General features: G+C 70.3%; 25 protein-coding genes. 13 read left to right on the forward strand and 12 right to left on the reverse strand.

The window, feature by feature from the left end; translation table 11 throughout:
• Window positions 1–419: 419 nt before the first annotated feature.
• Window positions 420–3,620 carry an FkbM family methyltransferase gene (locus EV193_RS00005; protein WP_130341857.1) on the reverse strand — a complete coding sequence of 1,067 codons (3,201 nt, stop codon included), beginning with the start codon at window positions 3,618–3,620 and terminating at the stop codon, window positions 420–422.
• Window positions 3,621–3,803: 183 nt separating this feature from the next.
• Between EV193_RS00005 and EV193_RS00010 the strand changes: the two genes are divergently transcribed.
• Complete coding sequence (locus tag EV193_RS00010) at window positions 3,804–4,376, forward strand: TIGR03086 family metal-binding protein (RefSeq protein WP_130341858.1); 573 nt, start codon at window positions 3,804–3,806, stop codon at window positions 4,374–4,376.
• 176 nt (window positions 4,377–4,552) lie between these two features.
• Here EV193_RS00010 and glnA read toward each other — a convergent pair whose 3' ends face one another.
• Complete coding sequence (gene glnA / locus EV193_RS00015) at window positions 4,553–5,896, reverse strand: type I glutamate--ammonia ligase (protein WP_130341859.1); 1,344 nt, start codon at window positions 5,894–5,896, stop codon at window positions 4,553–4,555.
• A gap of 118 nt (window positions 5,897–6,014) precedes the next feature.
• On the opposite strand from glnA, the gene EV193_RS00020 reads away from it, so the two are divergent.
• Window positions 6,015–6,251 carry an antitoxin gene (locus EV193_RS00020; RefSeq protein WP_130341860.1) on the forward strand — a complete coding sequence of 79 codons (237 nt, stop codon included), beginning with the start codon at window positions 6,015–6,017 and terminating at the stop codon, window positions 6,249–6,251.
• Here the strand turns inward: EV193_RS00020 and EV193_RS00025 are convergent.
• Complete coding sequence (locus EV193_RS00025) at window positions 6,188–7,462, reverse strand: MFS transporter (protein WP_130342803.1); 1,275 nt, start codon at window positions 7,460–7,462, stop codon at window positions 6,188–6,190. The genes EV193_RS00020 and EV193_RS00025 overlap by 64 nt on opposite strands.
• Window positions 7,463–7,578: 116 nt before the next feature.
• On the opposite strand from EV193_RS00025, the gene EV193_RS00030 reads away from it, so the two are divergent.
• Window positions 7,579–8,538 (forward strand): GlxA family transcriptional regulator, encoded by a 960-nt coding sequence (locus EV193_RS00030; RefSeq protein WP_130341861.1) that lies wholly within the window; start codon window positions 7,579–7,581, stop codon window positions 8,536–8,538.
• Here the strand turns inward: EV193_RS00030 and EV193_RS00035 are convergent.
• Window positions 8,507–8,995 (reverse strand): nitroreductase/quinone reductase family protein, encoded by a 489-nt coding sequence (locus tag EV193_RS00035; RefSeq protein WP_130341862.1) that lies wholly within the window; start codon window positions 8,993–8,995, stop codon window positions 8,507–8,509. The genes EV193_RS00030 and EV193_RS00035 overlap by 32 nt on opposite strands.
• Entirely contained in the window at window positions 8,992–9,789 is a 798-nt protein-coding gene (locus tag EV193_RS00040; protein ID WP_130341863.1) for an SDR family NAD(P)-dependent oxidoreductase, read from the reverse strand. Before EV193_RS00040 ends, EV193_RS00035 begins: the two co-directional genes overlap by 4 nt.
• A 67-nt stretch (window positions 9,790–9,856) precedes the next feature.
• On the opposite strand from EV193_RS00040, the gene EV193_RS00045 reads away from it, so the two are divergent.
• The 5 genes from EV193_RS00045 (at window position 9,857) to EV193_RS00065 (ending at window position 13,247) form a co-directional block, all read left to right on the forward strand.
• Window positions 9,857–10,399, forward strand: a complete 543-nt coding sequence (locus tag EV193_RS00045) for a TetR/AcrR family transcriptional regulator (RefSeq protein ID WP_130341864.1) — start codon at window positions 9,857–9,859, stop codon at window positions 10,397–10,399.
• Between the two features lie 56 nt (window positions 10,400–10,455).
• Window positions 10,456–11,154: an LppX_LprAFG lipoprotein gene (locus tag EV193_RS00050; protein WP_130341865.1), complete on the forward strand. Its 699-nt coding sequence runs from the start codon at window positions 10,456–10,458 to the stop codon at window positions 11,152–11,154.
• 49 nt (window positions 11,155–11,203) lie between these two features.
• On the forward strand, window positions 11,204–12,712 hold the full coding sequence (locus tag EV193_RS00055) for an MFS transporter (protein WP_278044151.1): 1,509 nt from the start codon (window positions 11,204–11,206) through the stop codon (window positions 12,710–12,712).
• A gap of 125 nt (window positions 12,713–12,837) precedes the next feature.
• Window positions 12,838–13,032 carry a hypothetical protein gene (locus EV193_RS00060; RefSeq protein ID WP_130341867.1) on the forward strand — a complete coding sequence of 65 codons (195 nt, stop codon included), beginning with the start codon at window positions 12,838–12,840 and terminating at the stop codon, window positions 13,030–13,032.
• Window positions 13,032–13,247 carry a hypothetical protein gene (locus EV193_RS00065; protein ID WP_207222440.1) on the forward strand — a complete coding sequence of 72 codons (216 nt, stop codon included), beginning with the start codon at window positions 13,032–13,034 and terminating at the stop codon, window positions 13,245–13,247. The genes EV193_RS00060 and EV193_RS00065 overlap by 1 nt, the downstream gene beginning before the upstream one ends.
• Here EV193_RS00065 and EV193_RS00070 read toward each other — a convergent pair.
• Both EV193_RS00070 and EV193_RS00075 read right to left on the reverse strand, forming a co-directional pair.
• A complete protein-coding gene (locus EV193_RS00070) occupies window positions 13,244–14,824 on the reverse strand; it encodes an alpha/beta hydrolase (protein ID WP_130341869.1) in 1,581 nt (526 codons plus the stop codon). The two genes, EV193_RS00065 and EV193_RS00070, sit on opposite strands and share 4 nt — an antisense overlap.
• Window positions 14,825–14,886: 62 nt before the next feature.
• Window positions 14,887–16,473 carry an alpha/beta hydrolase gene (locus tag EV193_RS00075; RefSeq protein WP_242613058.1) on the reverse strand — a complete coding sequence of 529 codons (1,587 nt, stop codon included), beginning with the start codon at window positions 16,471–16,473 and terminating at the stop codon, window positions 14,887–14,889.
• A gap of 95 nt (window positions 16,474–16,568) precedes the next feature.
• Between EV193_RS00075 and EV193_RS00080 the strand changes: the two genes are divergently transcribed.
• From EV193_RS00080 to EV193_RS00095, 4 genes are all read left to right on the forward strand, one after another.
• Window positions 16,569–18,296: an NAD+ synthase gene (locus tag EV193_RS00080; RefSeq protein WP_130341870.1), complete on the forward strand. Its 1,728-nt coding sequence runs from the start codon at window positions 16,569–16,571 to the stop codon at window positions 18,294–18,296.
• Between the two features lie 26 nt (window positions 18,297–18,322).
• Complete coding sequence (locus EV193_RS00085; protein WP_130341871.1) at window positions 18,323–19,330, forward strand: hypothetical protein; 1,008 nt, start codon at window positions 18,323–18,325, stop codon at window positions 19,328–19,330.
• 197 nt (window positions 19,331–19,527) lie between these two features.
• Complete coding sequence (panB, locus tag EV193_RS00090) at window positions 19,528–20,418, forward strand: 3-methyl-2-oxobutanoate hydroxymethyltransferase (protein WP_207222441.1); 891 nt, start codon at window positions 19,528–19,530, stop codon at window positions 20,416–20,418.
• 67 nt (window positions 20,419–20,485) lie between these two features.
• On the forward strand, window positions 20,486–20,848 hold the full coding sequence (locus tag EV193_RS00095; protein ID WP_130341872.1) for a DUF6086 family protein: 363 nt from the start codon (window positions 20,486–20,488) through the stop codon (window positions 20,846–20,848).
• On the opposite strand, the gene EV193_RS00100 is transcribed toward EV193_RS00095, so the two are convergent.
• A complete protein-coding gene (locus EV193_RS00100; RefSeq protein WP_130341873.1) occupies window positions 20,849–21,784 on the reverse strand; it encodes a glutathione S-transferase family protein in 936 nt (311 codons plus the stop codon).
• Between the two features lie 34 nt (window positions 21,785–21,818).
• Between EV193_RS00100 and pip the strand changes: the two genes are divergently transcribed.
• Complete coding sequence (gene pip, locus EV193_RS00105; RefSeq protein WP_130341874.1) at window positions 21,819–22,781, forward strand: prolyl aminopeptidase; 963 nt, start codon at window positions 21,819–21,821, stop codon at window positions 22,779–22,781.
• Here pip and EV193_RS00110 read toward each other — a convergent pair.
• The 4 genes from EV193_RS00110 to EV193_RS00125 are packed head-to-tail and all read right to left on the reverse strand — an operon-like array spanning window position 22,761 to window position 26,002.
• Entirely contained in the window at window positions 22,761–23,561 is an 801-nt protein-coding gene (locus EV193_RS00110) for a helical backbone metal receptor (protein WP_423202113.1), read from the reverse strand. The two genes, pip and EV193_RS00110, sit on opposite strands and share 21 nt — an antisense overlap.
• On the reverse strand, window positions 23,551–23,949 hold the full coding sequence (locus EV193_RS00115; protein ID WP_130341875.1) for a DUF4326 domain-containing protein: 399 nt from the start codon (window positions 23,947–23,949) through the stop codon (window positions 23,551–23,553). Before EV193_RS00115 ends, EV193_RS00110 begins: the two co-directional genes overlap by 11 nt.
• A complete protein-coding gene (npdG, locus tag EV193_RS00120; protein ID WP_130341876.1) occupies window positions 23,921–24,589 on the reverse strand; it encodes an NADPH-dependent F420 reductase in 669 nt (222 codons plus the stop codon). Before npdG ends, EV193_RS00115 begins: the two co-directional genes overlap by 29 nt.
• Before the next feature lie 12 nt (window positions 24,590–24,601).
• On the reverse strand, window positions 24,602–26,002 hold the full coding sequence (locus EV193_RS00125; RefSeq protein WP_130342807.1) for an RNB domain-containing ribonuclease: 1,401 nt from the start codon (window positions 26,000–26,002) through the stop codon (window positions 24,602–24,604).
• Window positions 26,003–26,004: the final 2 nt, after the last annotated feature.

Consider the following 26,004-nt stretch of genomic DNA (forward strand, 5'->3'; position numbering starts at 1 on the left):
TAGTCAATCCTCAAAGGAACCCACAAAGGGGTTCATAATAAGCTCTACTGGCTTACATCGGCACACTGTTGAGTTCTCAAACAACACACGCACACTTCATTCCACACAAGCTAGTGCGGAGTAGAAGGGCTGATATTGCATTTCGTCTTGCGTTTTTGCCTACCGACTACGTTACCTCATGGGCTTGAAGGCCCTTCGAGGGGGGTCCGTAACCTTCTAGGCAGCGCCGCAACACTTTACTCGGTTCGATTCGCAGTGTCAACCTGCTCGACCCGGGTGAAGCTCGGCCTGCTGAGTCTACCTCAGAGGCTTTCGAGGCTTCTCACCGGCCTAACCAGTCTCTCGACCAGCTCCGTCCGGTACTCCGTGCGACGAGAGAGAAAGTTACCCACGGCTGATCGCAAAGTCAAATCGGCTGGTCAGCGCCTTGTGGTGGGCCGCAGCCACACGGTTCGACGGCCGGTGAGGAGCTCGCCGACCGACAGCGCGCGCCCGTCAAGGCTCGCCAACTCATAGCCCCACGTCGTGAACTCGCGGAGCGCGATCGCCGAATCGTCACCCAAATCGGTGATGGCATCGGCGTCGTGGGTGTAGACGACGTTCGGCCGATCCCGCCTGAGCATCCGCACCATCCCGCCGAGCGCTCGGTGACCCGCGCCGGGAATGTCGACGCGCACCACCGACACCCGACGTCCGGCCGCGATCGGCACATCGGGCAGCACCCGGTCCAGACGCACGCCGGCCACGGTGTCCGTCTCGCCGTCCCCGTGCCGGACCGCCCAGCCGCCCGCGACCGCCGAGCGCACCGACAGGGGAGCGTCGTGCACGTCCCACGCGGCCGTCTCCAGCAATGCGAAGTGTGCGGCGACGGACTCCGTGAGGTTCACGGATACGTTGTGCCGCAACAGTTCCGCGACGTCCTTCGCCGGCTCGACGGCCACCACCGCGCCGCTCGCGCCGATCCGGCCCAAGATCCGGATCGTGTGATATCCCACATGCGCGCCGACGTCCAGGAAGACGCCGTCCGGCTCGATCAGCGAGTCGATCAGGTCCCCGATCTCCGGCTCGGCCACCCCGTTGCTGGACAGCACGGGCAGCAGCAGCGCGTCGTCGGCGGGCAGGCGGAGCAGGCCGGCGTCGCACAGCACGACCGTGCTCTGCGCCGGTGGCTCCTCGACCGAGCGTTCGTACTGCCCGACCACCACCCGGCGCAGCGACTCGCTGGTCAACAGCGCGCGATCGGCCGACCGCGTGGCCGAGGAGGTCCTCGGGTCACCGGCGGCGAGCCGCTCCTCGATCCGATCCAACCGCTCGGCGATCACGGCCAACTCGGCCGAGGCCGGCGCCGCGGGCGTCGGGCTGTGCGTGCGGGACAGCTCGTCCTGGCGTCGCACCAACTCCTCCGCGGTGCGCTCGACCCCGTCCAGCATGGTCCGCAACATCGTGCGCAGGTGATTGTCGTAGTGGTTCAGCACGCGCAACACGGCCCGGCGCAACGCGGGCGCCATCGGCATCCGGCGACCCACGTCCACGTCCGGCTGGCGCAGCAGCGCGTGCCGGGCCGAGCGCAGCGGCTGCAGCGGATCGCGGGCCGGCTCCGCACGATCGGCCACGCGCCTGGACCGCCACGCCCGGTACCCCTGCTCGACGCGCTCGCGCAGCTCCTCGCCACCGGCCGCGATCGACCGGGTGGACAGCACGTGCGCCCGCGCGATGGAGCCGAGCTTCACCGCGACCGCGGGATCGCCCGCCAGCTCCTCGAGCACCTGCGCCAGACCGTCCACTTCGGACTCTCCGGCGATCGCGTCGCTGATCAGCACGGCACTGCCCGGATCGAGGATCTCCGCCGCGACGCCGTCGCCGCGCGCGATGATCGGCACGCCACGGGCGGCCGCGTGGGCCAGGTCGAGCAGCTCCCTGCCGGCGCCGGGGTCCTCGGCGCGGTGCGACGAGACCAGCCAGTCGGTCGCGTCGAGCGCGTCGCCGTCCCGCCCGGTCAGCACCCGGATCCGGACATCGCCCCTGGCGATCAGCCGCAGCCGCTCCACCCCGGCCGGCTCGGTCGACGCGGACACCGCCAGCAGCAGGCCGACGTCGGTGCGATCGCCGAACGCCGCCCGGAACGCGGACACCACGGTCAGCGCCGACGAGGTGGCCGTGGGCGTCACCCTCACGGCGAAAATCACCTGATCGGTTAGTCCCAGCGCTTTCCTGGCGCGAGCGCGGGCGGCTTCGTCCCGCTCCCCCGGGTCGGCGACGGGCAGCAGCATGGTGTGCGCGACCGGATCGGCCACGCGCTCGTCGTTCCACACCACCCACTGCTCGTCGGCGTCGACCCCGTGCGCGACCTCCTCGCCGACGGTGACGACGTGCCGGTCCCCCGGCAGGCCGGCGCGTTCACCGCAGCACACCAGGACGGGGTACACCGGCGCGTCGGAGGTGGGCAGTCCGGACGCCGACGCGGCCAGGCGCACGGCGTCGGCGAGCGGCCCGTGACCGACGACCGAGACACCCAACTGGTCGCGCAGGTCGTGCTCCTGGACCTCGCCGGCGCCGGCAGCGGCGGCCTCGGGCCACCTCGGCCGCCCACCGGGCAGATCGTCCACCGGCGCGGACGCCCATGTGCGGAACGCCACGATGTCCACTGTGGACGGTGGCGGCGGGCGGCCGTCGTCGATCGCGGCGTGCCACTCCTCGCGGAACACCTCGCGCAGACTCGCCGGCAGCTCGGTCCCGTCCGCCAACTGTCCACAACGGACGGTCGGCATGGGTGCCGAGGTGGCGAGCTGCTCGTCGACGAACCGGGTCCGCAGCTCGTCGAGGACCGGGTGCTCGGACAGCAGCACGCGGGGCCGGTCCGGGAAGTCGGCGCACAACAGCCACTCGCGGGTCGGATCCACGCCGGACAGATGGACCGTCCGCAGCGGGCGACCGTCCACAGTGGACGATCCGTCCAGCAGTGTGTCGATCGGGCGATCGTGTGCGTTCCACGCGGACACGCCGATACCGGGATCGCGCAGCACCCGGTGGTCGACCAGGCCGGGTGCCGCGTCGAGGAAGGTCGCCGCCGCGCCCGGCGCGCGCCGCGTGTGGTCGGCCCAGGCACGCAGGAACGGCTCGACACCGGTACGCGCGGCGAGCAGGCCGAGGTCGTACACCCCGGCGGCGCGCAGTTCCGGCGAGGTCGGCCGCCGTCCGTCGTCCGGCAGCCGCCGCAGCACGCGCGGGACCAGCACCAGCGGGTCGGATTCGAGCGCGCGGGCGACCGGCGCGGCGATCGTGTCCAGCACGAGCGTCGACGGTTCGAGGTACACGGTTTCGCCGTGCACGCCGAGCATCCACTCGATCAGCCGCGGCCGGAGCACGGCGCACAGCTCGTCGGCGGTGTACCCGGTGGCGAGCATGGCCAGCTCGGCGTCGGTGACCCCGATCGTGGACGGGCCGCATACCCCGAGGCCGACCATCGCCGGTTCACCCTGCTCCGCGTCCACCAGGAGGGTGACGAATCTGGAGCCAGGGTGATGTTCCAGGAATGAAGCGGCGGTCACCCGGGCCGCCGGATAGCCGTCGCATGTCGTAATCGTGCACGCGGACAGCGCGCTCACCGGTTCGTCAGCCACGGCGCGCAAAGCTATCGGCCCGGGCGGAGCAACGCGACGATCGCCACGACACCGTACGAGTGATCTTCGGCGACTCGCCGTTCATGATCACCACGAATACCGACTCCGATCGGGTATCGGACGAATCTCACATCGTCCACAATGGACAGACATTAGCGAACGTTCGTATGCTAAATTCACGGCATGGACATCCGAGACCTCGATCGCCGCGCCCTGGACGGCCTGCGCGAGATCGTGACGGCCCTGCGCGACGCCGACATGGCCGCGCCGACGCCGTGCGCCGGGTGGACCGTTCGCGATCTCATCGAGCACATGAACACCGAGCACGAGGCGATCTCCACACTGATCTTGGACGAACCGGTCACGCTCGACACCGACCCGCGACGGGCGTTCGGCCAGGCCGTCGACCGCTGGCTCGCCGCCTTCGCCACCGACGGCATGCCCGACATCGACATCTACCTTCCAATGCTCGGCTCGCGGTGGCCGGCCGACCAGGTGCTGTCCGTGCACTTCGCGGACATGCTGACGCACCGGTGGGATCTGACCACAGCGCTCGGCCGCGACCCGGAGTTGCCGGCCGACCTACTGGAACTGGCGCTGCCGATCGCCACGGCGATTCCCACGACCGGCCCACTGCGCGGCCCGATCTACGGCGCCCCCGTCCCGATCACCGACACCGCCAGCGCCACCGATCAGCTCGTCGCCGCCCTGGGCCGATCACCGGCCTGGACACAGGGGCGCGTTGATCAACCGTGAATGTGACCGCATCGCCACCCGTGGTCTTACGTGCATCACCTTCACGTTTCGTGCCACTTGTTGATCATGGCTGACCTGGGCTTTCTCCGTGGCCGGCGTACTTTAGCGGGCTAAAGTACGCATGGGGGTGCCGGTGCGGTTGTCAAGTTCGGATCGTTGTTGGTGAACCCTGGGCGCTAGAGCAGGGGCAGGAGCGTGCGCAGTTCGTAGGGCGTGACACTGCGCCGGTAGGAATCCCACTCGGTGCGCTTGTTGCGCAGGAAGAAGTCGTACACGTGCTCGCCGAGCGTCTCGGCCAGCAATTCGGAATTCTCCAACTCGGCGAGCGCCTCGCCGAGGTTCTGCGGCAGATTCGCGTACCCGGCCGCGCGCCGCTCGGAGTCGGTGAGCGACCACACGTCGTCCTCGGCGGCGGGCGGCAGCTCGTAGTTCTCCGTCACGCCCTTCAACCCGGCGGCCAGGATCACCGCGTAGGCGAGGTACGGGTTGCACGCCGAGTCCACCGAGCGGATCTCCACCCGGCGCGAGGACGCCTTGCCCGGCGAATACATCGGCACCCGCACCAGCGCGGAGCGGTTCGCGTGCCCCCAGCAGACCACCGTCGGCGCCTCTCCCCCGACGATCAACCGCTTGTAGGAGTTCACCCACTGGTTGGTGACCGCGGAGATCTCCTTCGCGTGGTGCAGGATTCCGGCGACGAACGCCTTGCCGGTCCCGGACAGCTCGTAGGGATCCTCGCTGTCGTAGAACGCGTTGCGATCGCCCTCGAAGAGACTGAAGTGCGTGTGCATGCCGGAGCCCGGCTGGTCGGAGAACGGCTTGGGCATGAACGACGCGCGCACACCGTCGGTGAGCGCGACCTCCTTGACCACGTACCGGAACGTCATCACGTTGTCCGCCATGGTCAGCGCGTCCGCGTAGCGCAGGTCGATCTCCTGCTGGCCCGGCGCGCCCTCGTGGTGGCTGAACTCCACCGAGATGCCCATCGCCTCCAGCGCCTCGATGGCGTGCCGGCGGAAGTGCGTCGCGGTGGCGTGGCTGGCCTGGTCGAAGAAGCCGCCGTTGTCGGCCGGCACCGGCTCGCGGCCGTCCTCGTGCACCTCGGAGAGCAGGAAGAACTCGATCTCCGGGTGCACGTAGCAGGTGAAGCCGGCCTCGCTGGCCCTCGACAGGGTGCGGCGCAGCACGTGCCGCGGGTCCGCCCAGGACGCCGAACCGTCCGGCATCGTGATGTCGCAGAACATACGCGCCGAGTACGGGTCGCCCTCCGGCGTCTCCCACGGCAGCACCTGGAAGGTGGCCGGGTCGGGGCGCGCGATCATGTCGGACTCGTACACGCGGGCGAAGCCCTCGATCGCCGAGCCGTCGAAACCGATGCCGTCGGCGAACGCGCCCTCCAGCTCGGCCGGCGCCACGGCCACCGACTTGAGGAACCCCAGCACGTCGGTGAACCAGAGCCGGACGAACCGGATGTCGCGCTCCTCGAGCGTGCGCAGTACGAACTCCTGCTGGCGGTCCATGTCCGGCACCCTATGCATGACGTGTTAACGCCGTGTTGCGCGACACCCGTTCGAGGCGCGGGAACCCGTCACACCCGCCCGCGCGTTGAGCAGACAACCGACAGCAGGAGGCACACCGATGGCGTTCATGCGCAAGCTCACCGCCTTGACCACCGCGGCCGAAGCCGGTCGCCGGTACGCGCGCAAGCACCCGGACAAGGTTCAGAAGGCCACCCAGCGCGCCGCCGCGTTCGTGGACAAGCGCACCAAGGGCAAGTACCACGACAAGATCGACGACGCCGTGCGCAAGGTTCAGTCGGCCACCCGAGGCCGCCCGGATGGCAGGTCAGACGGCAGGTCCGACGGCAGGGTCTGACGAGGCACGGAGGCCGACATCAGCGCGGCGATCAGGCACAACCCGCCGGCGAGGTACCAGGCGAGGTCGTAGTTGCCGTGCGCGTCCCGGATCCCACCGGCGCCGACCGCCGCCAGCGCCGCCCCGACCTGGTGTGACGCGAACACCCAGCCGAACACGATCGGCCCGCTCATGCCGAACCGGTCGCGGCACAGGGCGACGGTCGGCGGCACAGTGGCGATCCAGTCCAGCCCGTAGAAGATCACGAACACCCACATGCTCGGCTGCACGTGCGGCTCGAACAGCGACGGCAGGATCAGCAGCGACAGCCCACGCAGCGTGTAGTAGCCGGCCAGCAGCAGCCGCGCGTCGACCCGGTCGGTGAGCCAGCCGGAGAAGATCGTGCCGGCCACGTCGAAGATCCCGATCAGCGCGAGCAGGCCGGCCGCGGTGGTGTGCGGCATGCCGTGGTCGTGCGCGGCGCTGACGAAGTGCGTGCCGACCAGGCCGTTGGTGGACATTCCGCAGATCGCGAACCCGCCGGCCAGCAACCAGAACGTGGGCGTGCGCGCGGCGTCGGCGAGCACCCGGACCGCCCGCCCCGCACTGGAGCCGGTGGCGGTCGCGGGCGCCTGGACCTCGGTCGCGCCGTACGCGGTGGTGCCGACGTCGCTCGGGTGATCGCGCAGCCACAGGATCACCAGCGGCACGACCGCCAGCGCGGCGAGCGCCACGATGATCGACGGCGTGCGCCAGCCGTGGGCGGCGGCGAGCGAGGCGACCAGCGGCAGGAAGACCAACTGCCCGGTGGCACCGGCGGCGGTCAGCACGCCGGAGACCAGGCCGCGGCGGGCGACGAACCAGCGGCTGGTGACCGTGGCGACGAAAGCCATGGACATCGATCCGGTGCCCACGCCGACGAGGAAGCCCCAGCACAGCAGCAACTGCCACGCCTCGGTCATGAACACGGTGAACCCGCTGCCGGCGGCGACCAGCACCAGCGCGCAGGAGACCACGCGGCGCATGCCGAACCGGTCCATCAGCGCCGCGGCGAACGGCGAGATCAGGCCGAACAGCAGCAGGTTGATCGACACGGCGGCGGAGATCGTGGCCCGGGACCAACCGAACTCGTGGTGCAGCGGATCGATCAGAACGCTTGGCACGGAACGGAATCCGGCCGCGCCGATTAGTGTGACGAAGGCCACGGCGGCGATCACCCAGGCGCGGTGGATCCGGGGCCTTGTTCGGGGCCGCGTTCGATCTTCGAGTTGAGTCACGGCGATCAGCGTGCGTGATCGCCCGAAGACGCACGAGTGGCAAGAACGCCAATATGTGCAAGGATCTGGCCATGGCTCATCGCGTCGCCGTGCTGGCCCTGGCCCCCGTGGTCGGCTACGACCTGACGATCCCGCCGACCGTGCTCGGCGCGGCCAAGGACACCGACGGCCGGCGGCTCTACGACGTGGTGGTCTGCGGGCCGGGCCGCGAGCCGGTGACCAGCCTGTTCGGCTACGCCATCACGCCGAGCCACGACGTCGACGTGCTGGCCGAGGCCGACACGGTGATCATTCCCGGCACCCGCGTGCCCGGTCCGCGCTACGAGGGCACGCTGCCCGACGCGATCGCCGACATGCTCGCGCTGATCCGGCCGGGCACCCGGCTGATGTCGATCTGCACCGGCGCGTTCGTGCTCGGCGCGGCCGGTGTGCTGGACGGACGGCCGGCCACCACGCACTGGGCGATGGCCGGCGACTTCCGCCGGCTGTACCCGAACGTGCTGATGAACGAGGACGTGCTCTGGGTCGACGACGGCGACGTGCTCACCTCCGCCGGGCTCGGCGCCGGCGTGGACCTGTGCCTGCACCTGATCCGGTCCGACCACGGCAGCGAGGTGGCCAACGGCGCGGCCCGCTACTGCGTGGTGCCGCCGTGGCGGGACGGCGGCCAGTCGCAGTTCATCGAGCGGCCGCTGCCCGAGCCGGGCGCGGAGGGCACGGCGGCCACCCGGGCGTGGGCACTGACCCGCCTGTCCGAGCCGATCGACCTGGCCGACATGGCCGCGCACGCGCGGATGAGCGTGCGCACGTTCAGCCGCAGGTTCTCCGCCGAGACCGGCATGTCACCGGGCCGATGGCTGACCAGGCAGCGCGTCGACCACGCGCGGCACCTGCTGGAGTCGACCGACCTGCCGGTGGACGCGGTCGCCTCGGCGGCCGGTCTCGGCACGGCGGCGTCTCTGCGCGCACACCTGCGCGCGTCGATCGGCGTCGCACCACTCACCTACCGGCGGACGTTCCGCGCCGGCTGAGCACGGCGATCGGGAGCCGCCGCCCGGCCAGCGCCTGGTAGCTGTGGAAATCGGGGTAGACGGCCACGAGTCGCGCCCAACGCCGCGCGTGCTCCTCGGCGTCGGTCACCACGCGCGCGGTCACCGGCCAGCGCTCGCCGACGACCCGCACCTCGCCCTCGCCGGCCGCGACGAGATTGCGCCACCAGTTGGGCGCCTGGGGATTGCCGCCGTTGGACCCGCACACCAGCAGGTCGTCGCCGTCGCGCACGAGCATCAGCAACACCGACCGCGGCTCGCCGGAAACTCTGCCGCGCACGGTCAGCCGGACGACCGGACGGCCCATGTACCGCCCGAAACGCGTCCCGCCGAACCGGGTGTACAGCCGCTCGTGCACCCGGGACAGCGCGCGGGCGACGGCCCCGAACCGGGTGGACAGGAGGTTGGCGGCGCGGCCGCTGAACGTCGTGCGGCTCATGCCGGCCGCGCCGATCGCATGCGGCGGCGGGTGCCCGCACCGGAGGCCCGCCGTTTGACCGACCGCGGCAGCAGGGCCAGCCAGACGACGATCGCCTTGAACCGCAGGCTCGGCACCACGACCGGTCGCCCGCGCCGGGCCGCGCGCAACCCGGCGGCCGCCACCACGTCCGGGGTCAGCCACAGGAACGACGGCAGCGCGTTCAGCTCGGTCATGGCGGCCGACATGTCGGTGCGGATGAAGCCGGGCAGCACGGTGGTGACCGTGACTCCGGTGCCGCGGACCTCCTCGTGCACCGCCTCGGAGAAGCTGTTCACGAACGCCTTGGTGCCCGCGTAGGCGGACAGGCCGGAGGTCGGCTGCAACCCGGCGATCGAGGAGACGTTGATCACCGCACCACGACCGGCGGCGACCATCGCGCCGAGTGCGGCGTGGGTGAGCCGAACTAGCGGGGTCACGTTGAGGTCGACCGACGCGACGGCCCGCTCGACCGGCAGCGCGAGGAAGCCGCCCATGGTGGCCGCGCCGGCGTTGTTGACCAGCAGGTCGACTCCGTCGTGCAGGCGCGCCTCGACTCTGCCGAGACCGGCGGCGTCGGTGAGGTCGGCGGCCAACACCTCGACCTGGACGCCGTGCTGGTCACGGATGTCCTTGGCCACCTGCTCCAACCGTTCGGCGTCGCGGGCGACGAGGACGAGATCAGTGCCGGTTTCGGCGAGTTGGCGGGCGAACCGCTCGCCGATCCCGCGCGACGCGCCGGTCACGAGTGCGACGTTCCACGTTCGTCTTGACATGGTGTCAACATAAGAAGTTCTAGACACCCTGTCAAGACGCTACGATCGTCGGCATACGGAGGGCCGAATGCCACGAAAACGCGCCGAGCTCGAGCGCGAGGAGAAGGTCGAGGAGATTCTCGAACACGCCGTGCGGCTGGTGCGCGCCGGCGGCTACGAGGAGCTGTCGATCAACCGGGTCGCCAAGGACCTCGGGCTCGCCCGCGCCGCGGTCTACTGGTACTTCCCGTCCCGCGCGGACCTGTTCGTGGCGGCGTGCGAGCGGGTGTTCGCCGAGATGTTCGCCGGCCCGCCGAGCGACGGCGGTGCGATCGGCCGGATCCGCTGGGGCGTGGACCGGCTGGACGGCGTCTGCGAGATCTACCTTGCTCTGCAACAACTCTCGGCCACCGAACAGGTGGCGGCGACCCTCCTGGCGGACATCCACCAGCGGTTCCAGCGAGGCCTGCGCGAGGCACTGGCACCCACCGTCGAGCCCGAACGGCTGGAGCGGGTCGTCGACGCGGTGCTGATCTTCGCGGAAGGGCTGCTCGGCCGGCGGCTCCCGCACGAGGAACGCGACCGACACCTCGAATTCGCGCTGGCGGCCTTGCTCGGCGACGAACGCTGAGCAACAACCTGGCCACGGGCGCGCCCGTCTCAGGCGGACGGGAATACTATCCACGCATGATCCAGCGGCGAATTCTGCTCGGCGTACTCGCACTCACCGCGGGAGTGCTCGCCGGCTGCGACTCCGAGCCGGACACCAGCGGGCCGCTGCCGGACGGCGCGGCGCTGCTGCGCGACGCGGCCGAGGCGACCCGCGGCATGTCCAGCGCGCACTTCAAGCTCCAGGTCAACGGGAAGATCCCCGGCGTGACGGTGCAGAACGCCGAGGGTGATCTCAACCGTGAAGGTGGCGCGAAGGGCAAGGCCAAGGTCGACTTCGGCGGCTCGCTGATCGAGGCGGAGTTCGTGCTGGTCGACAAGAAGCTGTACCTCAAGGGCCCGACCGGTGACTTCCAGGAGCTGCCGGCCTCGATGGGCGCCAGCATCTACGACCCCAGCGTGATCCTGAACCCCGACCAGGGGATCGCCAAGGTGCTCGCCAGCATCACCAGCCCGAAGACCGAGGCGCGCGAGAAGGTCATGGGCATCGACACCTACCGGGTGTCCGGCAAGGTCACCAAGGACGTGGTGTCGCCGCTGGTACCCGGGATCACCACCGACGTGGACATCAAGTTCTGGCTGCGCGAGGACGGCAAGCACCAACCGGTGCGCGCCTGGTTCCAGCTCCCACCGGAGCGCGACGGCGCGGGCGCGTCCATGGTCGAGATGGAACTGTCCGACGTGGACAAGCCGGTGACCGTCACCCCGCCGGCGTAGCCCCGTGGTCGACGATCGTCCACTTGCGACAGTCCAACGTGGACGGTGGGTGGCCATCGGGGCCGGCGGGCTCGCGGTGTTGCTCGGCGCGCTGGACACCTATGTGGTGGTCAGCATCCTCGGCGACATCGTGCGCGATCTCGCCGTCCCGGTGAACCGGCTGGAGCGGATCACGCCGATCGTCACCGGATACCTGCTCGGCTACATCGCCGCCATGCCGCTGCTCGGGCAGGCCTCCGACCGGTTCGGGCGCAAGCTGCTGCTGCAGGTGTGCCTCGCCGGATTCGTCGCCGGCTCGGTGCTCACCGCGATCGCCGACGACGTCCCGATGCTCGTGGTCGGGCGGGTCGTGCAGGGCGTGGCCAGCGGCGCGCTGCTGCCGGTGACCATGGCGCTGGCCGCCGACCTGTGGCCGGGCCCGCGACGATCCACCGTGCTCGGCGCGGTCGGCGCGGCGCAGGAACTGGGCTCGGTGCTCGGCCCGCTCTACGGCGTGGCGCTCGCCGGACTCGCGTTCTGGGTCGACACGTTCGAGATCGCCGGGTGGCGCGGCGTGTTCTGGGTGAACGTGCCGCTGGCGGTGCTGGCCATGGTCGCCGTGCAGCTGACGGTGCCGCGGCGGGCGCGCCCCACCGGCCCGCCGGCGAAGATCGACGTGACCGGCGGCGCGCTGCTCGCGGTGACACTCGGGCTGATCACCGTCGGGCTGTACAACCCCGATCCGCAACACGCGGCGCTGCCGTCCTGGGGTGTGCCGGTGCTGATCGGCGCGGGCGTGGCGCTGGTGGCGTTCGTGATCTGGGAGCTGCGGGCGCGCACCAAGCTGGTGGACCCGTCGGGTGTCCACATGGGACGGTTCATGGCCGCGCTCGGGGCGAGCCTGGCCGCCGGTGCCGCGCTGATGGTGACGCTCGTGGACGTGGAATTGTTCGCGCAGACCCTGCTCGGCCAGGACCGCACCGGCAGTGTGCTGATGCTGCTGCGGTTCCTGGTCGCGCTGCCGGTGGGCGCGCTGCTCGGCGGGTGGCTGGCCGGGCGGTTCGGCGAGGCGTGGGTGGCCGCGGGTGGGCTGCTGCTCGCCGCCGTGGCGTACCAGTTGATCTCCGGCTGGCCGCGCGCGCTGTTCGAGGCGCGCTACGACCTCGGGCTGTTCACGGTGTCCCGGCTGGACGTGGATCTCGCGCTGGCCGGACTGGGGCTGGGGCTGGTGATCGCTCCGCTGTCGTCGGCCGTGCTGCGGGTGGTGCCGGCGACGCAGCACGGGATCGCCTCGGCGGCGGTCGTGGTGGCGCGGATGACCGGCATGCTCGTCGGGGTGGCGGCGCTGTCGGCGTTCGGGCTGCACCGGTTCCACGAGCTGACCGCGAACCTGAACACACCGCTGCCGCCGTTCTATCCGACGCGCGCGGCGTTCGACGCGGCGCTGCTGGAGTACCGGTCCAAAGTGGACGGTGCCCTGCTGACCGAGTACCGGGAGATCTTCGGCATCACCGCGGTGGTGTGCCTTGCCGGCGCGGTGGTCGCCGCGTTCGTCGGCGCCCGCCGCGAATCTCCTTGAGTGCCACCGAGTTATCCACATCCTCCGAGTTGTCCACAGGCCACGGTTTCACCCGCCTGAGTGTCCGCCTCCGCCGGTAATCTCGCTCGCGACGGCCCGCGCTCCCCATTCACGAGGAGGTGATCATGGACAACGAGCACGACGCCTTCCACCGCATCAAGCTGACCGCTGATGTCCAACGCAAGCACGAACTCCTCGCCCATTACCGGACGGGCATGCACGATCTAATCGAGCAGATAGAGGACTGCCGCTACGACCTCGGACGCATCGATGAGCGCCTCGGGTATCCCGAGCCACCAAGACCTGAACGGAGATCATGATGAACCTCGCGGAGACTGAGGAAGAACTCGACTGGATGACGACGCGCAACCTTCGCAGCGCCAACAGGACAATCTCTGAATGCACGGCCGGACTGGAGTCCGGGCACGAGATGCACCGCGAAATGCTGCTTGAGCGGCTGGAGTTCGCCCGAGAGATGCGCGCCAGCGCACTGAAAACCAGGGCCAAGTACAAGCTGGACGAGAGGAGCGTCTAACGACACCTGGTGTTCGGGGGCGGGAGCCTCAGGTCGATCAGGTAAGCCGCACCGGCGTCGTCCACGCACGGGTTACCGTCGAGGAACGACCCGTGATCGGGCGACTCCACGGTGAGCAGCACGGCGTTGAGCGCGCCGGCCAGCTTCACGCCGTTCTCGTGCGGTGTCGCGGGATCACCGGTACTCGAGATCACCAGCACCTGCGGCAGACCGGCGACCTTGGGCAGGTGTGGCGTACCGGTCGGCGGCGCCGGCCAGAACGCACAGCGGTCCAACGCGGGCACCAGCGGCTCGTCGTCGTCCAGGAAGTCGACGCCGACCTGGCGGCTGATCTCCGCGTACCGGCGCGCGAGGTCCGCCTTGTCCTTGATCGCGGGACGGTCGACGCAGCGCACCGCGTGGTAGACGTCGAACAACGAGGCGTACGAACCGTCCTCCCGACGCGCCTGGTACTGGTCGGTCAACCACAGCAGGATCTCGCCGTTTCCGGCGAACCCGCGCAGCAGACCCGCGTTCAGGTCCTCCCACCGCGACTTCGCGTACAACCCCTTGATCACGGCCAGCGTCACGTCCGTGCCGGACAGCTTCCGCTTGCCCACCGTCATCGGTTTGGCCCGCAGCTTGTTGACCAGTTCCTGGATCTGGTCGGTCGGCGCGGCCTTCGACCGCTTGAAGACACAGGCCCGCTGAGCCGCGCACCACTGCGTGAACGCGTCGAACGCCTTGCGAAACCCGACCAGCTGCAGACCGAGACGATCGACCGGATCCGTTGTCGGGTCCACCGCGCCGTCGAGCACCATCGCGCGCACCTTGTCCGGGTACGCCTCGGCGTACACGGAGCCGAGGTGGGTGCCATAGGAGGTCCCGAGGAAGGTCAGTTTCGGCTCACCCAGCGCGGCGCGCAGCACGTCCAGATCCCGTGCCACATCACGGGTTCCCACATTGGCGAGTACGTCCATCCCGGCACGCTCGCCACACCGCGCCGCCAGCTCCGCGTTGCGGCGCTCGTACCGCTCGACGTCCTCCTGCGCGAGCGTCGGCGCCGGCAGCAACCGGTCGGCGTCGCGTTCGACATCGGTCGCGCACTTCACCGCGGGAGTGCTCGCGCCGACGCCACGCGGATCGAACCCGACGACGTCGAAACGGGCGATGAGCGGACTCTTGCCGGCGAGCCCGCCCATTCCGTACGCCATCGACGTTCCGGCGCTGCCCGGCCCGCCGGGGTTGACCACCAACGCCCCGACTCGCCGCGCCGGCTCGGTCGCCTTGCGACGCAGCAGGGCGATCTCCGCGACCCGCCCCTCCGGCTTGGCGTAGTCCAGCGGCACCCGCAGCTTCGCGCAGTCCACGTCCGGCTTGGACAGCGTGTCCCGCTCAGCCTTGTCGTGCCCATACGACGTGCACGGGCCCCACACCAGCGCCTGCCGGTAGAACGGCGTCAGCGCCGGGTTGGCCTCACCGACCGGAGGTGGCGGCGGCGGTGCCGCGGGCGCGGCTGGGCTCGACGGTGTCGAGGTGGACGGTTGACTCGCCGGTGCGTCCCCCGTGCAGCCGGCGGCGGCCAACAGCACACACATGACCACGGCACAAGATCGGATAATCCCCACGAACCGACCTTTCGCGCGGCGTGCGCGATTCGTTACCGGCAGCGGGTGTTCGGTGGCGGCAGGCGCAGGTCGACCAGGTACCCGATACCCGCGTCGTCCACACACTTGTTGTCCTGCACCAGAAACGCCGTGTGCTGGGTCGCCTCGAAGGTGAGCAGCCCACCGCCGAGCGCGCGAGCCAGCTGCACCCCGGCGTCGTACGGCGTCGCCGGGTCACCGGTCGTGGACACCACCAGGACCGGCGGCAGGCCCGCGATCTTCGGCAGGTGCGGCATGCTCGTGTTCGGCGCCGGCCAGAACGCGCACGGGTCAAGCGCCGGGTTCAGCCCACGCCCGTCGTCGGTGAACGGCGCGGCCTGCTTGTACCGGCGCTGCGCCTCCATGATCACCGCGCGGTCGGTCACCCTCGGGTCGTCCACGCAGTGGATCGCGGCGAACGCGTCGTGCGTCGTGGCGTAGCGCCCGCCCTCGTCCCGCTCCAGGTAGCTGTCCGCGAGCAACATCAAGGTGGTCGCCCGGTTCCGCTTCAGCTCGACCAGCCCGCTGTTCAGCGGCTCCCAGTACTGCTGGGAGTACAGCGCCTGCATGACGCCGGTCATCGCGTCCGAATAGGACAGTCGTCGCCCCTCACCCACCTCGATCGGACGCCCCGCGAGCGGGCGGACCAGCTCGTGGAACGCCGAGGTGGCCCGGCGCCGGTCCTTGCCGAGCGCGCAGTCCTGGCGCTGCACGCACCACTGGACGAACGCGTCGAAGGCCTGCCCGAAGCCCTTCCCCTGGGCCACCAGGTCATCGACCAGGTCCTGGTTCGGGTCCTGCGCGCCGTCCAGCACCATCGCGCGCACGTTGCCCGGGAACGCCTCGGCGTAGGTGCTGCCAAGGCGCGTCCCGTAGGAGTAGCCGAGGTAGGTCAGCTTCTGCTCGCCCAGCGTCGAACGCAGCACGTCCATGTCCCGCGCGACGTCCCGCGAGCCCATGTTGGCCAGCATCGCCACGCCCTTCGGCGTGCGCTCGGCACAGCGCTGTGCGAACGCGCGACTGTCGGCCTCCTGCTTGGCCACGCCCTGCGGCGAGGTGTCCAGCTCGTCGTCCTCGGCGCGCTCCGCGTCCCGCTCCTGGTCGGTCAGGCAGCGGACCTGCGGGTCGCTCGCACCCACCCCGCGCGGGTCGAAGCCCACCAGGTCGAACCGCTTGGCCAGCTCCGAGTCCTTGTCCTTCTCGGCCATCATCGCCGCGCTGACCATGCCCGACCCGCCGGGGCCGCCCGGGTTGGTCACCAGCGCGCCGATCCGCCGGCCGCCGTCCAGCGCCGAGCGGCGCAGCAGGCCGAGCGTGATCGTGTCACCCGATGGGTTGGCGTAGTCGAGCGGCACGGTCAGTCGCGCGCAGCGCAGCCCGCCCGCGGCGAACGCCTGCCGCGCGTTGGACGTGCGCGCGTAGCCGGCACAGTCTTCCCAGGTCAGAGGCTGTCCGTAGAAGCGCTCGAGGCCGGCGGGCACCGGGCCGGCCGGGCCGCGCTGCTCCGCGGCCGGCGGCTGGGCGGGCCCGGTCTCCGGGTCGCCGGTGCACGCGGTCAGTGCCAGGGCGAGCACTGCGAGTGCGCCGAGGATTCTCTTCACCCGGCGATCCTGCCAGTGTGTACACCAGGCCCGCTAAGGTGACTCCTGCACCACATTTTCGCCCCGGAGGCGAAAACTTGAGGGAGGATGACGTCATGGCACAGCTTCGGATCGCCCTCGCCCAGGTCAACGCCACCGTCGGCGACCTGGAGGGCAATACGGCACTGGTCGTCGAATGGGCCAAGAAGGCCGCCGAGGCGGGTGCCGCGCTGGTCGTGTTCCCCGAGCTGGCGCTGAACGGCTACCCCGTCGAGGACCTCGCCCTGCGCGAGTCGTTCTCCTCGGCGTCCGGCCGGACGATCGCCGACCTGGCCAAGCGCCTGGACGCCGTCGGCTGCGGCAACCTCGCCTGCGTCGTCGGCTATCTGGACGCCGACGAGGTCGGTCCGCGCAACGCCGCCGCGGTGCTGCAGCGCGGCAAGGTGATCGCCCGCCAGTTCAAGCACCATCTGCCCAACTACGGCGTGTTCGACGAGCGGCGCTACTTCAAGCCCGGCTCCACGCTGGAGATCTTCCGGCTCGGCGGCCTGGAGATCGGCATGGTGATCTGCGAGGACCTGTGGCAGGACGGCGGGCCGATCGCCGCGCTCGGCGAGGCCGGCGTCGACCTCGTCGTGTCACCGAACGCGTCACCCTACGAGCGGGACAAGGACGACGTGCGGCTGCCGCTGGTCGCCCGGCGCGCGGCCGAGGCAGGCGCGCCGCTGGTGTACACGAACCTGGTCGGCGGGCAGGACGAGCTGGTGTTCGACGGCGACTCGTTCGCGGTCGCCGAGGACGGCACCCTGCTCGCCCGCGCGCCGCAGTTCGTCGAGCACCTGCTGGTGGTGGACCTGGAGCTGGCGGGCAACGCGCGGTGGCGCGCGATGTCCGGGCGGATCGGCGAGTTCACGGTCACCCGGCACGTGCTCGGCGACGAGCCGGTGCCGGCCTACCCGGTCGCCCTGCCGCCGAGCATCGCCGAGCCGCTGTCCGACGAGGCCGAGGTGTGGTCGGCGCTGGTCACCGGGCTGCGCGACTACGTGCACAAGAACGGGTTCCGCAGCGTGGTGCTCGGCCTGTCCGGCGGCATCGACTCCGCGGTGTGCGCCGCGCTCGCGGTGGACGCGCTGGGCGCCGACGCGGTGCACGGCGTGTCCATGCCGTCGGTGTACTCCTCGGAGCACTCGCGCACCGACGCCGACGACCTCGCCGAGCGCACCGGGCTGCACTACCAGACACGGCCGATCGCCGACATGGTCGACGCGTTCGTGAAACCGTTGGGGCTACACGGTTTGGCCGAGGAGAACGTGCAGGCGCGGTGCCGGGGCGTCACGCTGATGGCACTGTCCAATCAGGACGGTCACCTGGTGCTGGCGACCGGAAACAAGACCGAGCTCGCGGTCGGCTACTCCACCATCTACGGCGACGCGGTCGGCGGGTACGCGCCGATCAAGGACGTGCCGAAGACGCTGGTGTGGGAGCTGGCGCGGTGGCGCAACCTGGAGGCGGAGAAGCGCGGCGAGCGCCCGCCGATCCCGGAGAACTCGATCACCAAGGCACCGTCGGCCGAGCTGCGACCGGACCAACTGGACACTGACTCGCTGCCGCCGTACGAACTGCTCGACGACATCCTCGACGACTACGTGGAGGGCGATCGCGGCTACGCCGACCTGATCGCCGCCGGCTTCCCCGCCGAGCTGATCGACAAGGTGCTGCGGATGGTCGACAAGGCCGAGTACAAACGGCGCCAGTACCCGCCGGGCACGAAGATCAGCTTCAAGGCGTTCGGCCGCGACCGCCGGCTCCCGATCACCAACGCCTGGCGCGAGGGCGCACGGTGAACGGTGGCGGCTCGGTCCCGTTAGCGGTGAACCGATTCGCCCTGCCGATCAAGGCGTACACATACGGCTGGGGATACGGCACCGCGCTGATCCCGATGCCCGGCACCGCATCGGTCCTGTTGAGCTTGCCGAGCAACGGTTCCCGATGTCCGTGGTGCGTCGTCGATCTGAACACCGGTGCCACCGTTCGCGGCACTGCCATGCCAGGTGATCTCCGCGCGGCGGTGTTCGCGTCCGACGCCGAGGACCCGAGACCCTGGGTGCTCGCGACCTACGGGCTCGGCAGGTTGGAGCTCGAACCGCGACCCAGGATCACCGACGTCACTCGCAAGGGCATCGGGAAGTACCAGGCGGAACTCTTCGACGTCGGACACGGGCTGCTCGGCATCAGCCATCGAATGAGCAAGTCGCTTCTCCTGGTGTCCGCCTCCGACGGTTCACGTGTCAAACGCCTCGCGATGCCTGGCGCTCACCTGGCCGTCCCCTTGCCGAACGGACACATGCGGTTCCTCGGCCTCCACCACGGCGGCGCGTGCGACGTCGACGTCTCCGCCGCGAAGGTAGTCCGCCGCTACCAGGTTCCCCATGGGACGGACGCACGTCTGGCCGGCGATCGGATCGTCGCGCTGGTCGGCGAGCGGCGCGAGGTTCGGCCGGTCCGCGCCGGTGAGACACCGGTGCCCGGCGCACCCATCGTGATGCTCGCCGGGCCAGACGACGGCACCGATCCCGACCTCGGGTTCTGGGTGGACACGGACGAGATCGTCGTGCTCGACGCCGACACCATGGAGGTTCGGCGCCGCGTACCCGCACCGCCGTCGGCGGTCAGGGTTCTCGGGGAGGACTCGACCGGCCGCATCGTCGTCGGCACGAACCGAGGGTTCGCGCTCCTCTCGCCGGATTCGCTCCATGTCGTGACCGCGTACCAACGGCCCTACGAGATCACGGCCGCCGTGTCGTGCCCCGGCACCGACATGGTCGCGGTACTGGTGGACGACCCCGAAGACCGAGCCCTGTACACCCTGCGATGGTGATCGAGCGTCCGCCATGGCCAGGCCGACACGGCCAGGGTGCGACGCCGCTGCCGGCTCGGACAACGCTCGAGGGCCTTGTGACGGTCGTCGCATCGTGGTGCCAGGAACCCGGTGTGGTGTCACGCTTTCTTGGTAAACCTCCGCACGTACCCGGAGACCCGCAGTACGCGGGCTTCGAGGGAAGGTGGTCGACAACGATGTCCACAGAATCCGTCATGCCCGAGGGCAGCCAGGCCGCCGAAGTGGCCGCGCCTTACGGGACCGGACCAGCCGCCGCCAGCGCCAAGCCGGCCAAGCGGGTCCGCATCCATCATCTGCTCGAGCTGAAGGGCCGCGGCGAGCCGTGGCCCATGCTCACCGCTTACGACCAGTACACCGCAGAACTGTTCGACGAGGCCGGCATTCCGGTGCTGCTCGTCGGCGACTCCGCGTCGAACAACGTGTACGGGTACGAGACCTCACTGCCGGTGACGGTCGACGAGCTGATCCCGCTGGTCAGGGCGGTCACCCGCTCGGTCAAGCGCTCGCTCGTGGTGGCCGACCTGCCGTTCGGCTCGTACCAGCTCTCGCCCGAACAGGCGCTCGCCACGGCCGTGCGGTTCATGAAGGAGTCGCAGGCGCACGCGGTGAAGCTGGAGGGCGGGCGCGCGTTCGCGCCGCACGTCAAGGCGCTCACCACGGCCGGCGTACCGGTCATGGGCCACATCGGGTTCACCCCGCAGAGCGAGCACAACCTCGGCGGATACCGGGTGCAGGGCCGCGGCGACAGCGGTGACGAGGTCGTGGCCGACGCGCTCGCGCTGCAGGAGGCGGGTGCGTTCGCGGTGGTCATGGAGATGGTGCCGGCCGAGGTGGCCAAGCGGGTCACCTACGAGATGAAGATCCCCACGGTCGGCATCGGCGCCGGGCCGGACTGCGACGCGCAGGTACTCGTCTGGCAGGACATGGCCGGCCTCCGGCGCGGCAAGGCGCCTCGGTTCGTCAAGCGGTACGCCGACATGGCCGGCGTGCTGCAGGGCGCGGCCGAGCAGTTCGCGAACGAGGTGCGACACCGGGAGTTCCCCGCTCCTCAGCACGTGTTCCACTGATTTCGACGCCCGGTGAGTGAGTGTTCACTACCCTAGGGGTGAGCACTCACTCACCGGAGGCGCGCATATGAGCTACGTGTTCGATGTCGGTGACGACACCGTGTGGAGCCCGGCGCTGCGCGTCGGCCGGCTCTACGTCGCCGGTGTGACGAGCCTCGCCGAGGTGTTCGGTATCGACGCCGGCCTGCGCGCCGTCGCCGCCGACATGTACTCGATCGACCTCGACGCGTTCGAGGCGTTCACCGCCCGACTGTTCGCCGAGTACTTCCGCTCCCACCACGACGTCGCCCGGCTGCTGCTTGCCGGCGTACTCCAGCCGTCGCTGATCATGCTCGAGCGCGCCGGCCGCGCGATCGAGCCCGAGGACGACGAGCAGCGCCGATTCCTCAGTGACACCAAGGAATTCCTCGGCTCACTCCCGCGACTCTGATCAGCTACGGCCGTGCGGGGTGTGCCAGCCCGACGGGTCCGGCCCGGCCGGCACGATCCCAGTCGGATTGATCTTCTCGTGCGTGACGTAGTAGTGCCGCTTGATGTGGTCGAAGTCGACGGTCTCGCCGAACCCGGGCGTCTGGAACAGGTCGCGGGCGTAGGCCCACAACACCGGCATCTCGGACAGCTTGTTCCGGTTGCATTTGAAGTGCCCGTGGTACACTGCGTCGAACCGCACCAACGTCGTGAACAACCGCACGTCCGCCTCGGTGATGGTGTCCCCGACCAGGTAGCGCCGGTTCTCCAGGCGCTCGGACAGCCGGTCCAACTCGGCGAACAAGTCGCCGTACGCCGCTTCGTATGCCTCCTGCGAGGTCGCGAACCCGCACCGGTACACGCCGTTGTTCACGTTGCGGAACACCGGATCGTTGACCGCGTCGATCTCCTCGCGCAGGTGCTCCGGGTAGAGGTCCGGCGCGTCGGACCGGTGGAACTCCCGCCACTCGGTCGACAGGTCCAGCGTGATCCGCGGGTAGTCGTTCGTGATCACCTTGCCGGTGTGGGTGTCCACAATGGACGGCACGGTGACCCGGCCGGAGTAGGACGGATCGCCGGCCAGATACGCCTCGGACAGGTACTCGATGCCCAGCACCGGATCGCGCCCGTCCGGGTCGAGGGTGAACCGCCACCCGCGCTCGTCGCGGATCGGGTCCACCACCGCCATCGAGATCGCGTCGTCGAGACCGAGCAGCCGCCGCACGATGATCGACCGGTGCGCCCACGGACAGGACAGCGACACCACCAGCCGGTACCGGCCCGGCTCGGCGCGGTGCCCGGACGATCCGTCCGCCGTGATCCGGTCGGTGAAGCGGTTCGCCTGGCGCACCCACTCCCCCGTGCGCGAGGTCTCCTTGCCGAACTGCGCGGTATCCATGCCCCGAGGCTAGCCAGTTTGGCAGAGTGTGCCCATGGACGCGCCCTTCTACCCGCCGATCGAACCGCACGAGCAGGGCATGCTGGACGTCGGTGACGGGCAGCGGATCTGCTGGGAGGTCAGCGGCAATCCGGACGGCAAGCCGGTCGTGGTGCTGCACGGCGGACCCGGCTCCGGCACGAACTCCATGCAGCGCAGGCACTTCGACCCCGAGGCGTACCGGATCGTGCTGTTCGACCAGCGCGGCGCCGGCAGGAGCACCCCGCATGTCAGCACGCTGACCGCCGAACAGCTCGCCACCAACACCACCTGGCACCTGGTCGCCGACATGGAGAAGCTGCGCGAGCACCTCGGCATCGACCGCTGGTCGCTGTTCGGCGGCTCGTGGGGCGCCACGCTCGCACTCGCCTACGGCCAGACGCACCCGGACCGGGTCACCGACATGGTGCTGCGCGGCGTGTTCGCGCTGCGCGGCAGCGAGCTGGACTGGATCTACCGGGGCGGCGCGGCCAACCTCTTCCCGGACGCCTGGGCCGACTTCGTGGCGCTGGTGCCCGAGGACGAGCGCCACGACCTGCTCGGCGCGTACCACCGGATGGTGTTCGGCGAGGACCCGGAGCTGTCCGCGCGCGCCGCCGCGGCGTGGAGCCGCTGGGAGGGCGCGACCGTCTCGCTGCGCCCCACGGCGGTGTCGGTCTACAACGAACCCGAGTTCGCGGTGTCGTTCGCCAGGATCGCGCTGCACTACTTCGTCAACGACGGGTGGCTGGAGCCGGATCAGCTGATCAGGGACGCCGGCAAGCTGGAGGGCATTCCGGCGGTCATCGTGCAGGGCCGCTACGACGTGGTCACGCCGCCGATCACCGCGTGGGACCTGTACAACGCGTGGCCCGGCATCCAGCTCACTCTCGTGCACGCGGCCGGTCACGCGGTCTCCGACCCCGGGATCAGCGAGCACCTGCGCGAGGCGACCGACCTACTGCGCGACCACCGGTGATCCAGGTCGTAGCGCTGCGGCCAACTCCGCCCGAGCGTCCACAAGGGACGGTCCGTACCAGGTGAGCAGCCGGCCGTTGACCAGCGCGCACGGCGATCCGGCGAACGCCTCCGGGCCGTCCTCCCCGGTGAACTCGTACGGCTCGTCCGGCAGCACGACCAGATTCGCGGAACCGTTGTGTAGCAACGCGTTCAGCTCGTCCAGCCTCGGCCGCGGATAGCGGTCCTCGTGCTCGGCGTAGGCGTTGGCCACGCCCAGCCTGGCCAGCACGTCGCCGGCGAAGGTGTCCCGGCCGACCACCACCCAGGGCCGCCGCCACACCGGCACGATCGCGGTCGCCCAAATCGGCTCGGTGTCCCGCCAGGACTCCTCGGCGGCCACCAGCCAGCCCGGCTCATCGAGCCCGAGACCCTGGGTGAGCAGCCGGCGCACTGAGGCCAGTCCATTCGGGACACTCGCCGGCGCGGCGGTCACCCACACCGGGATCCCGTTGGCACGCAAGGCTTCCACGTCCTCGGGACGGTTCTCCTCGGAGTTCGCGATCACCAGGTCCGGGTCGAGGTCGAGCACCGCGTCCACGGTCGGGTACTTCGACCCGCCGACCCTCGGAACGTCCAAAGTGGACGGATGGGTGCAGTAGTCGGTCGCGCCGGCGAGCAATCCGGGCGCCGAGACCGCCACGGCCTCGGTCAGCGACGGCACCAGGCTCACCACCCGCGCCGGCTCCCCGCGCAGCGGCACCGGCTCGCCGAGATCGTCCTCCAGGCCCTCACGCCACACGATCGATCTCCTCGACCAGCACGTCACCGTGACACGGCAGTGGCGCGCACCAGCAGCCGAGTGCCTTCCCGGTCAGCTCACCGGCGCGCAGCCGGTCGAGCAGATCCCGTTGTCCCACAAGCCATTCCCGGTACTTGGTGATCATCAGATCGCGGTCCTGGCGCTGCGCGACGAACGGGTTGGCGAAGTCCGACTCCGGCCACGAGTGCCGGTTGCCCGAGTGTCCGATGTAGACGATCAGGCCCTCCTCGACGAGCCACGGCATGAGGTGCTTGTGCGGGCCGGACTTGCGCACGTTGACCACCACGGTCTCGCCGGCGGACGCCCGCTCGGCGAGTTCCCGTTCGGCGGCCGACCAGTCAGACGTCGGTGATTCGAAGTCCGGCATGGGCCTTGTACCGCCGGTTGACGGCGATCAGGTTGGCGGTCAGGGCTTCCACCTGGTGCGCGTTGCGCAGCCGGCCACCGTAGATCCCGCGCATGCCCGGAACCACGTCCGCCAAGCCGCGCACCAGGTCGGTGGCCTCCCGGTCGTCGCCGAGCACCAGCACGTCGGTGTCCACCTCGGCCACGTTCAGGTCGGCCAGCAGCACGGCCGAGACGTGGTGGAACGCGGCGGTCACCCGCGACCCGGGCAGCAGCGCCTCGGCCTGCTGGGCCGCGCTGCCCTCCTCCACGGCCAACGCGTACGGCCCCTGCTTGTCGAACCCGAGCGGGTTCACGCAGTCGATGACGATCTTGCCGGCCAGTGGCTCGCGCAGGCTCTCCAGCAGCGTGCCGTGCCCGTCCCACGGCACCGCGACCAGCACGATGTCGGCCTCGGCGGCGCAGGAGGCGTTGTCCTCGCCGGTCACGTGCGACACGCCGGCGAGGTCACGCAGCTCGGCGGCGGCGTCCTCGGCGCGCTCGGCCTTGCGTGAACCGATCACCACCCGCAGGCCGGCCTTCGCCCAGCGCAGCGCGAGCCCGCGCCCCTGCGGACCGGTGCCGCCGAGCACCCCGACGGTCAGGTTGGACACCTCTGTCACGCGACTCTCCTCTTACACCTTGTCGAACGCGACCTTGCGCCGAACGCTGTCCGCCTGCGTCAGCCGTACCCGCACCCGCTCACCTTCCGTGAAGTTCTCCCCGGCGCACTTCGCGATCACCGGCGGGTCGGTGAGGAACACGTCGGCGTTGCCGTTCTCCGCGCGCAGCACCATCGCGTCGAACTCCTGGCCCACCCGGTCCGTGAGCACCCACGCCTCCACCTGGTCGAGGCAGGCCCGCTCCACCTTGTTGGCCAGCGTGTCGGAGCCCTCCATCAGTCCGGGCAGGGCCGGCAGCGCCTGGCGCACCCAGTCGGGGATCTCGGTGCCGGCCGAGGCGGCCAGGCAGATCTCGGTGCCGAACCGGTCGACCAGCCGGCGCAGTGGCGCGGTCACGTGCGCGTAGGACGCGGCCACCCCGGCGTGCGTGGTCAACTCGGGCGCGCCGCCGTCGAACACGGTGTAGCCGGCTCCGCGCAGCAGCCGTGTGGCGTCCATGAACAGCGCCAGCGACTCCGGCCGGCTCGGATCCAGCCCGGCGAGCAGTTGGGCGCCCTTCGTCTCCCTCGGCCAGTCGATGCCCAGCGACTTCGCCGAGCGGCGCAGCCACTCCACCGCGCCGTTGTCCGGGTCGGGCAGCGTGCGCAGCACTCCGACCCCGGCGTCCAGCATCATCCTGGCCGCCGTCATGCCGGTGAGCAGGGAGATCTCCGCGTTCCAGGCGTCCACCTCGGTACGCGCGCGAACGACGAGCTTCCAGCCGTCGCCGTCCGGCTCGACCTCCTGCTCGGGCAGTTGCAGCTCGACCGCGCCGCGCTGCACGGCGTGCTCGCGGCGCAGCCGGCCGAACGCGGGCAGCGCGGCGATCGCCGGATGTGGATTGCCCGCGTCCACGCTGGCCTGCACCGACTCGTAGTCGAGCTGCGCGACCGACCTGATCAGCGCCCGGCGCACCCGCGCGCTGGTCGGCTCGCCGGCGGAGTCACAGTCGATGGTCCACAGCACGGCGGGCCGCACCTGGTCGGGCAGCAGGCTCGCGGCCCCCTCGGACAGCACGGTCGGGTGCAGCGGCACATTGCCGTCCGGCAGGTACAGCGTCTGGCCGCGCTTGCGGACCTCGTCGTCCAGCGCGCCGCCGGGAAGCACGAACGCGCCGAGGTCGGCGATGGCGTAGTGCACGACGAAACCGGTACTCGTCTGCTCGATCGCCACGGCCTGATCAAGGTCCTTGGAGCCGGGCGGGTCGATGGTGACCATCGGCAACGCCGTGGCGTCCTCGCGGTCACCGGCGGCGCCACCAGACACGGCCTGCTCGGCCTCGACGAGCACGGGCCGCGCGAAATCCGCCGGCAGCCCGAACTCGGTCCGGATGTCCGAGAAGTCGACGCCCGCCCCATCGGTGCGGATCACCATAG

It is taken from the genome of Herbihabitans rhizosphaerae (assembly GCF_004216555.1).
GTDB lineage: Bacteria > Actinomycetota > Actinomycetes > Mycobacteriales > Pseudonocardiaceae > Herbihabitans > Herbihabitans rhizosphaerae.

Excerpts from the sequence above, each read along its gene's own strand:
- EV193_RS00010 (WP_130341858.1), top strand. The coding sequence starts at position 3,804 with ATGGACATCCGAGACCTCGATCGCCGCGCCCTGGACGGCCTGCGCGAG.
- glnA (WP_130341859.1), bottom strand. The coding sequence starts at position 5,896 with ATGGACCGCCAGCAGGAGTTCGTACTGCGCACGCTCGAGGAGCGCGAC.
- EV193_RS00020 (WP_130341860.1), top strand. The coding sequence starts at position 6,015 with ATGGCGTTCATGCGCAAGCTCACCGCCTTGACCACCGCGGCCGAAGCC.
- EV193_RS00030 (WP_130341861.1), top strand. The coding sequence starts at position 7,579 with ATGGCTCATCGCGTCGCCGTGCTGGCCCTGGCCCCCGTGGTCGGCTAC.
- EV193_RS00035 (WP_130341862.1), bottom strand. The coding sequence starts at position 8,995 with ATGAGCCGCACGACGTTCAGCGGCCGCGCCGCCAACCTCCTGTCCACC.
- EV193_RS00040 (WP_130341863.1), bottom strand. The coding sequence starts at position 9,789 with ATGTCAAGACGAACGTGGAACGTCGCACTCGTGACCGGCGCGTCGCGC.
- EV193_RS00045 (WP_130341864.1), top strand. The coding sequence starts at position 9,857 with ATGCCACGAAAACGCGCCGAGCTCGAGCGCGAGGAGAAGGTCGAGGAG.
- EV193_RS00050 (WP_130341865.1), top strand. The coding sequence starts at position 10,456 with ATGATCCAGCGGCGAATTCTGCTCGGCGTACTCGCACTCACCGCGGGA.
- EV193_RS00060 (WP_130341867.1), top strand. The coding sequence starts at position 12,838 with ATGGACAACGAGCACGACGCCTTCCACCGCATCAAGCTGACCGCTGAT.
- EV193_RS00065 (WP_207222440.1), top strand. The coding sequence starts at position 13,032 with ATGAACCTCGCGGAGACTGAGGAAGAACTCGACTGGATGACGACGCGC.
- EV193_RS00070 (WP_130341869.1), bottom strand. The coding sequence starts at position 14,824 with ATGTGTGTGCTGTTGGCCGCCGCCGGCTGCACGGGGGACGCACCGGCG.
- EV193_RS00080 (WP_130341870.1), top strand. The coding sequence starts at position 16,569 with ATGGCACAGCTTCGGATCGCCCTCGCCCAGGTCAACGCCACCGTCGGC.
- panB (WP_207222441.1), top strand. The coding sequence starts at position 19,528 with ATGTCCACAGAATCCGTCATGCCCGAGGGCAGCCAGGCCGCCGAAGTG.
- EV193_RS00095 (WP_130341872.1), top strand. The coding sequence starts at position 20,486 with ATGAGCTACGTGTTCGATGTCGGTGACGACACCGTGTGGAGCCCGGCG.
- EV193_RS00100 (WP_130341873.1), bottom strand. The coding sequence starts at position 21,784 with ATGGATACCGCGCAGTTCGGCAAGGAGACCTCGCGCACGGGGGAGTGG.
- pip (WP_130341874.1), top strand. The coding sequence starts at position 21,819 with ATGGACGCGCCCTTCTACCCGCCGATCGAACCGCACGAGCAGGGCATG.
- EV193_RS00115 (WP_130341875.1), bottom strand. The coding sequence starts at position 23,949 with ATGCCGGACTTCGAATCACCGACGTCTGACTGGTCGGCCGCCGAACGG.
- EV193_RS00125 (WP_130342807.1), bottom strand. The coding sequence starts at position 26,002 with ATGGTGATCCGCACCGATGGGGCGGGCGTCGACTTCTCGGACATCCGG.